Genomic DNA, 14,626 nt, shown 5'->3' with positions numbered 1-14,626 from the left:
TCTCCTGAAGGTGCTGATGGTGCTGATGGAGCTGGAGGTGCTGGAGGTGCTGAGCGGGGCGGGGGCGTCAGAATTTGATCCCGCCCAGGAGACTGGCGAGGCTCGCTGTGCCGGCCTTGACGCTGGGCGCGATGGCGGTGCCCGCCAGGAAGAAGCCGAAGAGGGCGCACGTGAATCCGTGGGACGTCTTGAGCCCGTCCTTCCTGACGAAGAGGAAGACGACGATTCCGAGCAGCACGACACCTGAGCATGAAAGGATCATGAGAGTTCTCCTGGTCGAGGGACGGTCACCATGAGTTCTTCCATGCTCACAGGAAGTACTCATGTGATAAAAGGTGCAAATGGGTGAAATGTTCCATATTTCACTGCACTGGAGGACGTTGGAGAACCGTTCGGGGGGCACACTGCTCGGTTGCGCGGCACAGTGCCTCGCATGCGGTGATCCTTGCCTCCGGCCTGCCGCGTCATGTCGCTGCGCGGGCAGTAGCCTGTCGATTCACTCGTACGGCCGCTCTTGCCGTGCGCTCCAGGTCAACGCGGTGAAAGGTGGTCCGTCCGATGAGCGAAGCCCCGGATCCCGAGGTGATCGAGCTCGCGACCAAGGTCTTCGATCTGGCCCGTCAGGGAGAGACCGAGGCGCTCGCCGCGTACATCGACGCAGGCGTCCCGGCGAACCTCACCAACGACCGCGGGGACACCCTCGTCATGCTGGCCGCCTACCACGGGCACGCCTCCGCGGTGGAGGCGCTCATCGCCCGCGGCGCGGAGCCGGACCGGGCCAACGACCGCGGCCAGACGCCGCTCGCCGGAGCCGTCTTCAAGGGTGAGGACGCCGTCATCCGCGCCCTGCTGGCCGGCGGAGCAGATCCGGAAGCCGGAACTCCATCCGCGATGGATACCGCGCGGATGTTTGGGAAGACAGACCTCCTGGAGCTGTTCGGCGGCCATTGAGCGGCTGCCGAGGGGCCGTTGGGAAGCCTCTGGGAGGGACGCCGTAAATGTGGTCGCGGTGGCGAAATGGGTGGGTCATCATGACGTCGGGCCCTACCCCGGACTTCATCCGGGAGTTCCCCTGGGGCCACAGACGAGAGGCAGACAAAGATGGTCTACACCAAGCGGAAGACGACGGGCGCTCCTACATGTTGCTGCGCGGCCTAGGCACCTCCACCCCCCGGTTGCGTCGACAGCTTGATGTGAGGCTTTCCCCATGTTCGATCCAGTCATAGCGCCGAGCGGTACGCTGCTCGGCCTGCTGCAGAGAGGCCGCGGTGACGGCACGCTGCACGCGCTCGCCGCGCCGCGCGCCGAAGCGCTCGCGGCCCTCAACCACTGCGTACTGAGCGATCCCCGCCACGACTGGCAGGTCGAGAACCGCTCGCTGTACTACGCACGCCTCTACCTGGATCTCCACGGCAGTCTCGAGGAGATCGAGCGGCACCTCTGGGACACCGACGACCACCTCGACACCGACGAGGCCAGGACCGGCCTCGCGCTCGCGGTGCTCGGGCACCTCGCCTCGTACGGCAGGGGCGACGCCCTCGCCCTGCTGCGCAGATACGCCGCGAGCGGAGCCAACTGGGCCTGGGCCCTCGACGAGCTCGCCCTGCGCGACAACGACTCGGGTCTGCGGGCGCTGGCCACCTCGGTTCTCGCCCGTTTCCCGGCCACTCCGGAGGGTGACGCCGAACTTGCCGTCGCTGTACGGGACGCCTTCGAACCGCGTCCGTGGCGGCTGTGGGCGGAGGACCAGCGGGACGCCGTCGGCACCCGCGTGCGGGCAGCACAGGAGGCAGGCTCCTTCGACCGCTGGCAGCGCCAGATGCGGCCCACCGGGCCCCGGCCCGGATGGAGCGTCCAGGCAGTCTTCGACTGGGCCGAGCAGGGCCTGGAGCGCGGCAGCGCCCTCCATGTGCCCGCCGCCCGCTGCCTGTCCGCCGTTGCCGGACCCGACGACCGGCCGCTCATCGTCGAAGCCGCACGTCAGGGGCCCGACGGCGCGCGCTGTGCCGCCCTGCACTATCTCGCCGAATCACGGGACCCGGTCGTCCTCAATCTGATCGAGGCCGCGACGCTCAGCGGCTCTCGTGCCGTCGCCGACGCCGCTGTCTCCGCATTCGAGCGGATGTGCGGCGACGAGGCGGTCGACCGGGCGCGCGGCTGGGTGCACCGGCCCGACGCGCTCGGGGCGTCAGCGGCGGGTGTGCTCGCCTGCCGGGGCAGCGCCAAGGACGCCAAGCTGGTACTGGGCGCCCTGCGCGAGACCGTACGCGCCGACGGTCCTGACGCACCGCCGCTGTGGACACTCGTCGACGGGGCGGGACGGCTCGGTATCGCCTGCGCCGCACCCGTACTGCGCCATGTGTACCGGGAGACCGCTTCTTCCCAGCTCCGCGGGCGCGCGGCCCGCGCGCTCGCCGCCACCGACTCCTCCTTCCCCACCGGATTCGCCGTCGAATGTCTGTGGGACTGCGAGGAGACCACGAGAGAAGTCGCCGCGCTGCACGCCGAGACCGGCGATGTGCGGGTCGCCGAGCGACTGCGCAGGCTGGCCGCGGACCCGGCCGAGGAGGCCGAGGTACAGACCGCGGTACGGAGCAGAATCGGCCCGGATATGCCCGCCGTGTGACTGTCTGCCCTGTGATGACGGGGCCGCTGTCACAAACGCTCACGGGACGTTTCACGGGCGGAAAGATCCACGTTGGCCGCTCCACCCCGAGCACGACGACAACACGGGTATGCGTGTCGTCATCGTCACCGAATCCTTCCCGCCCGACGTCAATGGTGTGGCGCACTGCGCCCTGCAGACCGCCCGGCATCTCGCCGCACGCGGTCATGACCCGCTCGTCATAGCCCCGGCAGTCGCCGGGGCCGACAGCTCCGAATCGAACGCGCCCTGCCCCGTGGTGCGCGTCCCCTCCCTGCCGCTGCCCGGATACCCGCAGGTGCGGGTGGCTCTGCCGAGCCGCCGGGTGGCGGCGGCCATCACCGCCCACCGGGCCGACCTCGTCCACCTCGCCAGCCCCTTCGTACTCGGCGTGCGCGGCATGGCGGCCGCGGCGCGGCTGGGCCTGCCGGCCGTCGCCGTCTACCAGACCGACCTGGCGGGCTACGCCCGTACCTATGTCGGCGCGGGAGAGGGCGCCGCCTGGCGGCGCATCCGCGCCGTGCACAGCGCCGCGGACCGCACACTCGCGCCGTCCACCGCCGCCCTCCGCGATCTGGAGGGACATGGCGTCGAGCGGGTCCGGCTGTGGCCGCGCGGCGTCGACACCGCACGATTCCGGCCGGAGCTGCGGGACGAGGAGCTACGGCGCAGCCTCGCCCCCAACGGTGAACTGATCGTCGGCTATGTCGGCCGGCTCGCTCCCGAGAAGCATGTCGAGCTCCTCGCCGGCGTCTGCGGTATGCCGGGCGTACGGGTCGTGGTCGTCGGCGACGGGCCAAGCGAGCCATCGCTGCGCGGCGAGCTGCCCGGGGCCGTCTTCCTCGGCCGCAGGACCGGCGACGAACTCGCCCGGATCTTCGCCTCGCTCGACGTCTTCGCACACACCGGTCCGTACGAGACCTTCTGCCAGACCGTGCAGGAAGCCATGGCGAGCGGGATACCGGTCATCGCGCCCGCCGCCGGCGGACCGCTCGATCTGGTCGACCACGGCCGTACCGGGCTGCTGGTGGAACCGCGGGACGTGGACGCGGTACGGACCGCGGTCGCGACCCTGGTGGCCGACGCCGGGGTGCGTGCCGCGTACGGCCACGCGGGACGGGCCGCCGTCGAGGGCAGGACCTGGGCCGTCATCGGGGACCTGCTGCTCGACCACTACGCCGAGGTGCTGGGCGCGCGTACGGCGGTGGCGGCATGAACGCGCTGCGAATCGTACGGCTGGCGAATTTCGTCACCCAGTCCTCCGGCGGCCTGCGCACCGCGCTCGGCGAGCTCGGCAAGGGCTATCTCGCGGCGGGGCACGAGCCTGTGCTGATCGTTCCCGGCGATCTGGAGAGCGATCGGCTCACCCCGCAGGGCCGGGTGATCACCCTGCCGGGACCAGAGCTTCCCGGCACCGGCGGTTACCGGGTGCTGGCCGGCCGGCGGCGGCTGCGGCAGGTCCTGGAAACCATCGAGCCCGACCGGCTCGAGGTCTCCGACCGCACGACGCTTCGGTGGACGGGGGAGTGGGCGCGGCGCAACCGCGTCCCCTCGGTGATGGTCTCGCACGAGACGGCCGACGGGGTGCTGAGGACCTGGGGGCTGTCGGAGGGAGCCGCCGGGCGCACCGCGGACCGGCTCAACCGCCGTACCGCATGGGCGTATTCGCGGATCGTGTGCACGACGGAGTGGGCGGAGCGGGAATTCGTCCGCATCGGAGCGCGCAATGTGGTGCGCGCCCCGCTCGGCGTGGACCTGCTCCGCTGCCGGCCGGGCAGGCGCAGCACGGTCCTGCGCGCGAAGTACGCCGCGGGGGCCGAGGTGCTTCTGCTGCTCTGCTCCCGGCTGTCGGTGGAGAAGCGCCCGGGAATGGCCCTGGACGCGCTCGCCGAGCTGCGGAAGCGGGGCGTACGGGCCGCGCTGGTGGTCGCGGGCGACGGTCCGCTGCGGACCGCGCTGGCGCGCCGGGCCCGTGCGGAACGGCTGCCCGCCGTCTTCCTCGGCCATGTCGGCGACCGCGAAACGGTGTCCGACCTGCAGGCTGCGGCGGACCTCTGCCTGGCACCGGGGCCCGCGGAGACGTTCGGCCTGTCGGCCCTGGAAGCGCTGGCCTGCGGCACCCCGGTGGTCGCGAGCGCGTCGTCGGCGCTGCCTGAGGTCATCGGGGACGCGGGAGCGGCTGCCGCGGACACCCCGGAAGACTTCGCGGATGCCGTACAGGGGCTGCTGTACCGCACGGAAACCGACCGCCGCGCGGCGGCCAGGGCGCGGGCCGAACTCTTCGACTGGCAACGGTCGGTGTCGGCGTTCCTGTCGGCACACGACGCCCCGCCGGTACGTGAGCGGGCACGCGGAGAGGGCGTGGCGGCGTGACGGCCGGCCCGGGCACCGCGGTCGTGGACGAGCCGGTTCCGGAGAACACCGCCGAGAGCGCGCGCGACGCCCCGGGCGCTTCCGGGCTCGATGCCGTCGCCTCGGACGCCTCCGGGCCCCCGCGTGCCCCCCGCTTCGTCGCGCTCGGGGACTCGCTCACCGAAGGCGTCGGCGATCGCGTCGGCGACAGCTGGCGAGGGTGGGCCGCTCTGCTCGCCGGCGGGCTCTCCGTGGCCGGCGCGCCCGCCCACTTCCGTAACCTCGCCGTCAGCGGTGCCCTCACTCAGGACGTCGCCGAGCGCCAGGCGCCCGAGGCACTCGCTTACGACCCCGACATCGCCTCCGTCGTCGTCGGGGTCAACGACACCCTGCGTTGCACCTTCGACATCGAGGCCCTCACCCTGCGGCTGGACGAGGTCTGCGCGGCGCTCTCGGCGCGCGGCACCGTACTGCTGACCGCCTGTCTGCCCGACCCCGGCACCATGCTCGGGCTGCCCGTGCCGCTCGCGCGCCCCCTTGCCAGACGCCAGCGGGCGGTCAACGCCGTCGTCCACGCCCTGTCCGCCCGTTACGGCGCCGTACATCTGCATGTCGCCGACGGCTCCTGGGTCGCCGACCGGTCCATGTGGAGCGCGGACCGGTTGCATCCGGGCGAGCGCGGGCACCGGATGATCGCGGCCCGCTTCCATGAACTGCTGGCCGCGCGGGGACTCGCGCACGGCGCCGCGCCCGGAAGCGAGCCCGATCAGCCCTCGCCGACCCGCTCCGCGTCGCTCCTCTGGCTCGCCACGGCCGGTACCGGATGGGTGGCGCGCCGGTGTACCGATCTGCTGCCGCAGCTGCTGCGGATGGCCGGAGCGGAGGTACGGCACTGGGCGCGTGGCACCAGCGCACGCCTGGACCACAGCGCCGAGCATGCGCTCTCCTCCGCGCTGGCTGCCGTGTCACTGGACGTTCCCCTGGCGGGAATGGGGGAATGAGCGGGCCCTGGGAGTTCTGGATCGACCGTGGCGGCACCTTCACCGACATCGTGGGCCGACTCCCGGACGGACGGCTCGTGACCCGCAAACTGCTCTCGCACAACCCGGGGCGGTACCGGGACGCGGCCGTCGCCGGGTCAGGCTGCTGCTCGGCGTCGGCACGGACGAGACCGTCCCGGTACCTTCGGCAACGACCGTGTGCAGTACTACGAGACGGTCGCCAGCGGCTCGTGCGCGGGCGACGGCTTCGACGGGGCCGACGCCGTACAGACCCATATGACCAACTCCCGCCTCACCGATCCCGAAGTGCTGGAGTGGCGCTGTCCGGTGCGCGTGAACGCCTTTGCCGTACGGAAAGGCAGCGGTGGCCGCGGCCGCTGGAGCGGCGGCCGCGGAGTCGTCCGCAGAATCCGTTTCCTCGAGCCGATGACGGTGGCGTTGCTCACGGGGGCACCGCCGCATCCCGCCGTATGGGATCGCGGGCGGCGGGCCGGGCGCGCTGGGCAGCAACCCTGTCGAGCGGGCCGACGGCAGCGTGACGAGGTTGGACGGCGTCGACGCGGTGGATGTCGGCCCTGGGGGACGTGCTGGTGATGAGCACACCGGGGGCGGGAGGTACGGTGCTCCCTCGCCGTAGCTCCGGGCTCCGCCCCCGGACCCCCGCGCCTCAATCGCCGGCGAGGCTGAGCTTTCCAGTCAGCGAACCATTAGCGCACGGGGACGAAACGCACACGAACGCCCGGCACCGCCTGCGCCGCCGCAGCGAGATCCCGTTTGTCGGCGACCGCCACCACCGGATAGCCGCCGGTGGTGGGATGGTCGGCGAGAAAGACCACCGGGCGGCCGTCCGGCGGCACCTGCACGGCTCCCAGCACCATGCCCTCGCTGGGGAGTTCACCGGTCACCGCCCGCTCCAGCGAAGGCCCCTCGGTACGCAGCCCGATGCGATTGCTCGCCGACGACACCCGGTACGCGCCACGGGCCAGCGTGCGCGGGGCCGCGTCCGTGAACCAGTCGGCGCGCGGCCCGAGCCGCACCCGCAGCACCAGCTCGGCCGGTGGGGCGGGCCACGGCACGCCGCCGTCGACCCGCGCCGGCGGACCGGCCGGCTTACCGAGCGGCAGTACGGCGCCGTCCGTGAGCGGTGCGGGACCGAGCCCGGAGAGCAGATCGGTGGAGCGGCTGCCCAGCACCGGATCGACCGCGATCCCGCCGGCGAAGGCCACATAGGTGCGTACGCCGCAAAGCGCCGGGCCGGTCTCCAGCACCGAGCCCGCGGCTACCCGCACCGGCGCGCCCCAGGCCACCGGCCGCCGGTCGACTGTGACCTGGCAGTGTGCGCCGCCGACGGCCACGGTCACCGCGCAACGCGGCCGCACCGCACACCCGTTGAGGGTGGTCTCCAGGACCGCGGCACTCTCCGCATTGCCCACCAGCCGGTTGACGAGGCGGCCGGAGTACGGATCGAGCGCACCGGAGCGTGGCACTCCGAGGTGGGCGTGCCCGGGTCGCCCCAGGTCCTGCACGGTGGTCAGCGCCCCGGCTCGTACGACCGCGAAGGCCCTGTCGGTCATCGGCGGATCCCGGCGCGCTCCGGCACGAACCGCACCCGCGTCCCCGGCGAGAGCAGCGCGGCGGGCTCCCGCGCCGGGTCCCACAGCACCGTGTCCGTCGTCCCGATCAACTGCCAGCCGCCGGGAGAGGAGCGCGGATACACGCCGGTGTACGGCCCGGCCAGCGCGACTGCCCCGGCCGGTACGGAGGTGCGCGGGGTGGCTCTGCGCGGCACCGCGTACGGCTGCGGAAGCCCGGTCAGATAGCCGAAGCCGGGTGCGAACCCGCAGAAGGCGACCCGGTATTCAGCCGTCGAGTGGATGTCCGCGACGTCCTCCTCCGCCACCTGCCACAGCGCCGCGACATCCGCCAGATCGGGCCCGTCGTAGCGGAGGGGAATCTCGATCGCGTCCTGCACGCGCGCGTGGAGCGCCGGAATCTGCCACTCCGCGAGCTCGCGCGCGAAGCTGCCCGGCTCGTCGAGCCCGTCGAGCAGCACGGTCCGGGCCGCGGGCACGATCTCCTGGATCGCCGGAAGGGTGCCGGCGGCGCGGCGGCGCAGCAGTTCGGCATGGAGCGCCCCGGCTTCGTCCCCGTCGTTCAGCTCGACGAGGAGCGCCCGGTCGCCGACCGGCAGGGCCCTCATACGAAAGCCTCCACACGGACGCCCACGGTTTCCAGTTGCCGCCGCACCCGGCGGGCAAGAGCGACGGCCCCCTCGGTGTCGCCGTGCAGACAGAGCGAGCGGGCACGTACCGATACCGACTGTCCGCACCGCGAGGTGACCACGCCGAACCTGGCCATGCTGACGGACCGTGCGACGACCGCGGCCGGATCGCTGAGGACCGCACCGTCCTGTCCACGCGGCACCAGCGTGCCCTCCGCGGTGTACGCGCGGTCGGCGAACGCCTCGGAGACGGCGGGCAGTCCGGCCTTCTCCGCCATGGTGTGCAGTTTCGAGCCGGGCAGTCCGAGCAGCGGCAGCCGCTCGCCGGACAGCAGCACGCCTTCGACGACGGCTGCTGCCTGCTCCTCGTCGTGCACGACACGGTTGTAGAGAGCGCCGTGCGGTTTGACGTACGAGACACGGGACCCGGCAGCCTTGGCGAAGATCTCCAACGCCCCTATCTGGTACGCGATCTCGGCGGCCAGCTCGTCCGGCGGGACGTCCATGGAGCGCCGTCCGAAGCCGGCCAGATCGCGGTACGAGACCTGGGCGCCGATCCGCACCGAGCGGCCGGCGGCGAGTTCGCAGACGCGCCGCATGGTGACCGCGTCCCCGGCGTGGAAGCCGCAGGCGACATTGGCGCTGGTGACGACGGACAGCAGCTGTTCGTCGTCGGTCAGCCGCCAGCGGCCGAAGCCCTCGCCGAGGTCGGCGTTGAGATCGATCGACGCCCAGGTCATGTGCTCCTCATTCCTGCTCGTCAGGCCACGCGGTACTGCGCGTCGCGGGCATCCGTGATGAACATCTGCCCCGGCGCGTGGGTGATCGCGAACGGCGGCCGCGAGGCCATCACCGCCGCCTGCGGCGTGACCCCGCACGCCCAGAACACCGGGATGTCGCCGGGCTCCGCGTCCACCGGATCGCCGAAGTCGGGGCGGCCGAGGTCCTCGATGCCGAGTCCCGCCGGGTCGCCTTGGTGCACCGGACCACCGTGCACCGCGGGCATCATGGCGCTCTCTCTGACCGCCGTGTCGATGTGCTCGGGCGGCACGGGGCGCATCGACACCACCATGGGCCCGTGCAGCCGCCCCGCGGCGCGGCATGGGCGATCGGTGACGTACATCGGGACATTGCGGCCCTGCTCGACATGGCGCATCGGAACCCCGGACTCGGAGAGCATCCACTCGAAGGTGAAACTGCAGCCGATGAGGAACGACACCAGGTCATCGCGCCAGCGCTCCACAACGTCCGTGGGTTCGTCGACGAGTTCGCCGTGCTCCCACACGCGGTAGCCGGGGAGATCGGTGCGCAGATCGGCGTCCGGCGCGAGCTGCGTCGACCAGGCACCGGCTTCGGTGACGTCGAGTACCGGACAGGGCTTCGGGTTGCGCTGACAGAACAGCAGCATGTCGTAGGCCCAGTCGGCGGGGACCGAGATCAGGTTCGCCTGTGTGTGGCCGGGTGCCAGGCCCGCGGTCGGCCCGCCCACTCCGGAACGGAATTGCTCACGGGCCTCAACCGGGCTCCATGCGTGCCCGTCGACGCGCTCCAGGTTGCGGATCACACCAGCTCCTTCCCGCGGGTCTCGGGCAGGCCGAGCAGAGCCACCACTGCCAGGCCGTAGCCGACGGCGCCGAGGACGAGCGCGCCGCCCACTCCCCAGCTGTCGGACAGGAAGCCGACCAGGGTGGGCAGGAACGCGCCCACGGCACGGCCACTGTTGTACGTGAAGCCCTGGCCAGTGCCTCGTACGGCCGTCGGATACAGCTCGCTGAGGAACGACCCGAAGCCGCTGAAGATCGCGGACATGCAGAATCCGAGCGGGAAGCCGAGGACCAGCAGCAGACCGTTCGCTCCGGAAGGGATGCTCGTGTAGGCGAGGATCCCGATGGCGGACAGCACGGCGAAGAGCGTGATGTTCTTCTTCCGGCCGATCCGGTCGGTGAGATAGCCGCCCGTGAGATAGCCGATGAAGGACCCGGAGATCAGAAAGGTCAGATAGCCGCCGGTGCCGACGACGGTGAGCCCCCGCTCGGTCTTGAGATACGTGGGTACCCAGGTGGCGAGCGTGTAGTAGCCGCCCTGGACGCCGGTGGAGAGCAGCGTCGCGAAGAACGTCGTACGCAGCAGATCCTTCTTGAAGATGGTGGAGAAGGTCCCGCGCTCGGTGCTGGCACGGCGTCGCTCGGCCGCTGTGGGGGCGTCACTGACACTCCGCCGTACATAGATGACCAACAGGGCGGGCAGGGCGCCCGTCCAGAACATCACGCGCCAGGCGGTGTCCGCGTCGAGGAACTGGAAGACCAGGGTGTAGACGATGACGGCGAGCGCCCAGCCGGCCGCCCACGCGCTCTGGACGGCGCCGAGTGTGCGGCCGCGGTGCTTGGCGGAGGCGTACTCGGCGACCAGGATCGCGCCGACCGCCCACTCGCCGCCGAAGCCGAGACCCTGCAGGGCGCGGAAGACCAGCAGCGTCTCGTAGTTGGGGGCGAAGCCGCACAGGACGGTGAACACCGCATAGGTGATCACCGTGATCATCAGGGCCTTCACCCGGCCGATCCGGTCGGCGAGGATGCCGGCGAGCGCGCCGCCCACCGCGGAGACGACCAGGGTGACGGTGGTGAGAAGTCCGGTTTGTCCGTTGTCGAGACCGAAGTACGCGGAGATCGCCACCATGCTCAGCGGCAGTGTGAAGTAGTCGTAGGAGTCGAGGGCGTAGCCGCCGAACGCGCCGCCGAAGGCGCGGCGGCCGCGCGGCCCGAGTGCCCGCAGCCATGCGAACGCGCCGGTGTCCTCGGGGAGTTCGCCCTGCTTCGGCTGGGTCTGGGTCGTGCTCATCTGCACCTCGCAGAGGGGGAGGAGAGTGCTGTCGAGACTGTACGGTGATGTCAAGGTAGAGGATTGTTGAACGATCCGACAAGAGTTATGTGGGGTCGTTCTTCCTTCTACGATGGAGCTCGCGCGGCGGCCGGAGCGGCCGGCGAGGGAGAGAGGGCGTTGTGGGGACGACGGAGCCCGAGATCGGTGGACTGGCGGACGACCGCCCGCTGTTGGGCCGCACCAGCACGGCGGAGCGGGTCGCGGACATCCTGCGCACCCGCATCGCGGAGGGCTACTTCCCGCCGGGGGAACGGCTCTCCGAGGACAGCATCGGAAAGGCGCTCGGCGTTTCGCGCAACACACTTCGCGAAGCGTTCCGGCTGCTCACCCATGAGCGGCTGCTCGAGCACCAGCTCAACCGCGGGGTGTTCGTGCGGATGCTCGCCGTCCAGGACGTCGTGGACATCTGCCGCACCCGGCAGCTCGTCGAATGCGCCGTCGTGCACGGGCTCGGTGAGCCACCGTACGCACTGGACACGCTCGAAACGGCGGTCGCGGGCGGCGAGCGGTCGGAGCGCGAGCACGACTGGCAAGGCGTCTCCACGGCCAATATCCACTTCCATCGCGAACTCGTCGCGCTGGCCGGCAGCGCCCGCACCGACGAGCTGATGCGCAGCGTGCTGGCCGAACTGCGGCTCGCGTTCCATGTGGTGGACGATCCACGGCGGCTGCACCAGCCCTATCTCGTACGCAACCGGGCCATCCTCGAAGCGCTGCGGGCCGGCGACCGGTCGGGCGCCGAACGGCTGCTCGCCGACTACCTCGACGACTCACGCACGCAGATGGTGGAGACATACGCGCATCTGGTCGACGAACCGGACGAGGACGGAGCGTAGCCGGACGGTCGCTTCTGCGCCGTTTCGACCGTTGTCAGTGCGAGGACCTAATCTGTGCAGCGTGACTTCGCCTGCCTCGACGGACTTCGTTCCGCCCCAGCTCAGCGCGGGGCCGAGGCCCGCACAGGGCCCGGCCGCCGACGAAGGGCTCGCGCGGCGGCTGCGCGCGCTCGCGTGTACCGCGCCGCTGCACGATCTCGACGTGCGCAAGGCCAATCTCGCGGGCGAGTACTCGGTCTACGCGATGGCGGAGGTCGCCCTCGCGGCCATCGACCTCGTCACACTGAACATGGACTTCGACACCGGCGCCGACCATGACCAGATAGTGGCCAGGCTGCTGCTGCGCGTCGCGGCCCAGGCCCCGCGGCGCCCGGTCGCCGAGCATGAGCGCGTCGCCCGCTGGGTGCTGGAGAACCTGATCAACGTCGGCAGCGTGGACCGCGGATTCCGCGCGGTGTACGGCACCTTCGGACCCGACGGCGTTTACACCCGCCGTGACTACGACTTCAAGCTCATCGAGGAAGTCCCGGGATACGGCGGCAGCGTCTATCTCCGTACGACCGACGAAGCGGTCAACGTCCTGGTCGGCGCGCTCGACACGGACGTCACCAGCGCGCAGATCGCGGCCGAGGTGAAGCTGGAGGTCCTGATCAGCCGCGGCAGGCTCGCCGACGCCCAGCTCGCCGCCGAGCAGGCCAGGTACCGCACCGTGCAGTACGCCGAGACACTGCGCAGGACCCTGGAAGCGACCCGCCGCAATGTGCGGGCCGTCGACTGGCTGAACGCCGTCCCCGACATGATCGCCGAGGCGCTCGACCATGTCGCCGACCGCTACCGCCATGAGAACGCGATCCTCACCAACATCCGCAAGGCACGCGACGAGGCCGAGGACCCGGAGCACAAGCGGCGCGCCGCCGAGCTGGTCGACATAGTCAAGGACTGCATCCGCCGCCACACCCAGCTGCAGTCCCGGCTGCTGGAGGCCGGCCCGCTGTTCCGCGCCGAGCAGGACCGCCAGGCCTTCGCCCGGCCCACCGCGCGCTCCGGACTCGATCTGTACGGGCAGCTCGTTGCCCCGCTGCTGCCGCTGCCCCTGGAAGCGGCGATCCGCGTCACGGACGCATTCTTCGCGCGCGGCACCGGGCTGCGCACGCCGTCGTCCGTACGGGTCGGTGATCTGGTCGACATGCTGCTGACCCCGCCGGTGGAGCGCGAGCATCTGGGCGCGGAGATGCCCGAGCCCGATCTGATCGCCACCCCGGACGACAGCCGGTTCAGCGACGAGCAGCTCGCGAGCGCGATGGAGCTGCTCGACCTGGAGCACGACGCACCGCGCCGGCTCTCCGGCCTGCTCGCCGAGGCCCGCCGCCGCGACCCCGAACTGCCGTATCTGGTCGCGCTGCTGGCCGTGCACGCGGCGAGCCCACCGGTCGGTACCGCCTACCGGCAGGGCGAGGAGCGCCTGCTGTTCGCCGTCGACGACGGCACCGAGCTGGACGACCCGGAGTTCGGCGGCGCCGACCTGATCGTGGGCACGGCACTGCTGGACGCGGCGGGCATGGCGGCGGACCGCACGGAGGCCGCGTGAATACCAGTACCGGGGCTCCGCCCCGGACCCCGCTCCTCAACCGCCGGAGAGGCACCTGTTGGGGCTCCGCCCCAAGCCCCGCTCCTCAAACGCCGGAGGGGCTGATCCTCCAGCCCGTCCGGCGACTGAGGACAGGCCCGAAGGGCCCCTGGCCACCCCTTCACCTCTTCCGCAGCAAGGAGCACCAGTGACCGACCACCACGCCGAACAGCACGAGTGGCGTGAGGCGGACGTCCATGAGGAGTCGGGCCCGGCCACCCCGACCGCGGTCACGCCCGCCGACGCGGCCGACGCCGCCCGACTCGTCTCCTTCGGGCTGCAGCCCAAGCTGCTGCCCGCACGCGACGCCGAGTACGCCGAACTGCTGCGCCGCTACCGCGAAGACGCCGCCTTCGCCCGGCTCGCCGACGCTGTCGCCACCGGCCTCGGCCTCGTCGTCCTCGAAGTCTCCACGCGCGCCGGCATGGCCGTGGCCGCAGGTGAGGACTCGGTCTTCGCCGTCCGCATGGGCGACTACGCCCGGCGCGCGTCCGCCGACTCCGCCGACCGCTTCCTGCACGGCCTGGCACATCTCGCCGTCGCCGCCATGGCGTTCCCGCGCCCCGAAGACCTCGCCGACGACGGATACATCGGCCGGATCACCGTCAACGGCGTCGATGCCTTCGTCCGCCAGGCCTGCCGCCGCCTCGAGGAGCGCGCCGAGGAGCAGGGCGAGAACACCGACCCCGCCACCGAAGCCCCAGGCCTGGAAGCGGCCTGGCGGATCTACGCACGGCGCAGCGCCACCGGCGCCACCAAGGACGCGCGCCGTCTCGCCGGATCCACCACCGGCATCGTCGGCAAGGCCGTCGCCTTCCTCACCGACTCGGGCTTCCTGCAGCGCACCGGTGACGACGCCGGAGGCGCATACCGCACCACCGCCCGCTACCAGTTGCAGGTACGCGACATGGCGGGCAGCTCGGCCATGGCCGAACTGCTCGAGCTCGGCGTCGTACCGGTCAGCGACGGGACCGCCACGCTCGTGCCGCCCACCGACGCGGACGACCTGGAGCTGACCGCCGACGCCGGTCTGCCCTTCCACGCCTGACCCTGCCACCTGCCGAA

At 71.5% G+C, this 14,626-nt stretch carries 15 protein-coding genes and 1 pseudogene; 10 read left to right on the top strand and 6 right to left on the bottom strand.

The genetic code is table 11. The features are described from left to right. Window positions 1-67: 67 nt before the first annotated feature. On the bottom strand, window positions 68-262 hold the full coding sequence (locus tag OG735_RS06745; protein ID WP_327322215.1) for a hypothetical protein: 195 nt from the start codon (window positions 260-262) through the stop codon (window positions 68-70). Between the two features lie 296 nt (window positions 263-558). Between OG735_RS06745 and OG735_RS06740 the strand changes: the two genes are divergently transcribed. From OG735_RS06740 to OG735_RS06715, 7 genes and pseudogenes are all read left to right on the top strand, one after another. Further along, window positions 559-951, top strand: a complete 393-nt coding sequence (locus tag OG735_RS06740) for an ankyrin repeat domain-containing protein (RefSeq protein ID WP_327322214.1) — start codon at window positions 559-561, stop codon at window positions 949-951. Window positions 952-1,207: 256 nt separating this feature from the next. Next, window positions 1,208-2,626: a HEAT repeat domain-containing protein gene (locus OG735_RS06735; RefSeq protein ID WP_327322213.1), complete on the top strand. Its 1,419-nt coding sequence runs from the start codon at window positions 1,208-1,210 to the stop codon at window positions 2,624-2,626. A 109-nt stretch (window positions 2,627-2,735) separates the two neighbouring features. Then, a complete protein-coding gene (locus OG735_RS06730; protein WP_327322212.1) occupies window positions 2,736-3,860 on the top strand; it encodes a glycosyltransferase family 4 protein in 1,125 nt (374 codons plus the stop codon). Further along, complete coding sequence (locus OG735_RS06725) at window positions 3,857-5,017, top strand: glycosyltransferase (protein WP_327322211.1); 1,161 nt, start codon at window positions 3,857-3,859, stop codon at window positions 5,015-5,017. Before OG735_RS06730 ends, OG735_RS06725 begins: the two co-directional genes overlap by 4 nt. After that, window positions 5,014-5,997: an SGNH/GDSL hydrolase family protein gene (locus OG735_RS06720; protein WP_327322210.1), complete on the top strand. Its 984-nt coding sequence runs from the start codon at window positions 5,014-5,016 to the stop codon at window positions 5,995-5,997. Before OG735_RS06725 ends, OG735_RS06720 begins: the two co-directional genes overlap by 4 nt. After that, window positions 5,994-6,116: pseudogene (locus tag OG735_RS41860) on the top strand (hydantoinase/oxoprolinase N-terminal domain-containing protein); the annotation flags it as partial. The gene OG735_RS06720 and the pseudogene OG735_RS41860, both read left to right, overlap by 4 nt. A gap of 79 nt (window positions 6,117-6,195) precedes the next feature. Next, window positions 6,196-6,591, top strand: coding sequence for a hydantoinase B/oxoprolinase family protein (locus OG735_RS06715; protein WP_442812386.1), 396 nt, complete (start codon window positions 6,196-6,198; stop codon window positions 6,589-6,591). Between the two features lie 113 nt (window positions 6,592-6,704). Here OG735_RS06715 and OG735_RS06710 read toward each other — a convergent pair whose 3' ends face one another. Genes OG735_RS06710 through OG735_RS06690 form a run of 5 tightly spaced genes read right to left on the bottom strand, consistent with a single transcriptional unit; the run spans window position 6,705 to window position 11,056 of the window. Then, the gene (locus OG735_RS06710) at window positions 6,705-7,571 is read right to left on the bottom strand and encodes a biotin-dependent carboxyltransferase family protein (protein ID WP_327322209.1); all 867 of its coding nucleotides are present in this window, start codon (window positions 7,569-7,571) and stop codon (window positions 6,705-6,707) included. Next, on the bottom strand, window positions 7,568-8,197 hold the full coding sequence (pxpB, locus tag OG735_RS06705) for a 5-oxoprolinase subunit PxpB (protein ID WP_327322208.1): 630 nt from the start codon (window positions 8,195-8,197) through the stop codon (window positions 7,568-7,570). Before pxpB ends, OG735_RS06710 begins: the two co-directional genes overlap by 4 nt. Continuing rightward, on the bottom strand, window positions 8,194-8,958 hold the full coding sequence (locus OG735_RS06700) for a LamB/YcsF family protein (RefSeq protein WP_327322207.1): 765 nt from the start codon (window positions 8,956-8,958) through the stop codon (window positions 8,194-8,196). The genes pxpB and OG735_RS06700 overlap by 4 nt, the downstream gene beginning before the upstream one ends. A 20-nt stretch (window positions 8,959-8,978) precedes the next feature. Continuing rightward, window positions 8,979-9,782, bottom strand: coding sequence for a putative hydro-lyase (locus OG735_RS06695; protein ID WP_327322206.1), 804 nt, complete (start codon window positions 9,780-9,782; stop codon window positions 8,979-8,981). Next, window positions 9,779-11,056: an MFS transporter gene (locus tag OG735_RS06690; protein WP_327322205.1), complete on the bottom strand. Its 1,278-nt coding sequence runs from the start codon at window positions 11,054-11,056 to the stop codon at window positions 9,779-9,781. Before OG735_RS06690 ends, OG735_RS06695 begins: the two co-directional genes overlap by 4 nt. 161 nt (window positions 11,057-11,217) lie before the next feature. Here OG735_RS06690 and OG735_RS06685 point away from each other — a divergent pair, with 161 nt between their 5' ends. The 3 genes from OG735_RS06685 (at window position 11,218) to OG735_RS06675 (ending at window position 14,609) form a co-directional block, all read left to right on the top strand. Then, window positions 11,218-11,934: a GntR family transcriptional regulator gene (locus OG735_RS06685; RefSeq protein WP_327322204.1), complete on the top strand. Its 717-nt coding sequence runs from the start codon at window positions 11,218-11,220 to the stop codon at window positions 11,932-11,934. A 61-nt stretch (window positions 11,935-11,995) separates the two neighbouring features. Beyond that, window positions 11,996-13,522, top strand: a complete 1,527-nt coding sequence (locus OG735_RS06680) for a hypothetical protein (RefSeq protein ID WP_327322203.1) — start codon at window positions 11,996-11,998, stop codon at window positions 13,520-13,522. 187 nt (window positions 13,523-13,709) lie between these two features. Beyond that, complete coding sequence (locus OG735_RS06675; protein ID WP_327322202.1) at window positions 13,710-14,609, top strand: hypothetical protein; 900 nt, start codon at window positions 13,710-13,712, stop codon at window positions 14,607-14,609. Window positions 14,610-14,626: the final 17 nt, after the last annotated feature.

The sequence above is a fragment of the Streptomyces sp. NBC_01210 genome (assembly GCF_036010325.1).
Lineage (GTDB): Bacteria > Actinomycetota > Actinomycetes > Streptomycetales > Streptomycetaceae > Streptomyces.
Note: the sequence above shows the minus strand (reverse complement) of the source record. Positions and strands in the feature narration are given on the sequence as shown.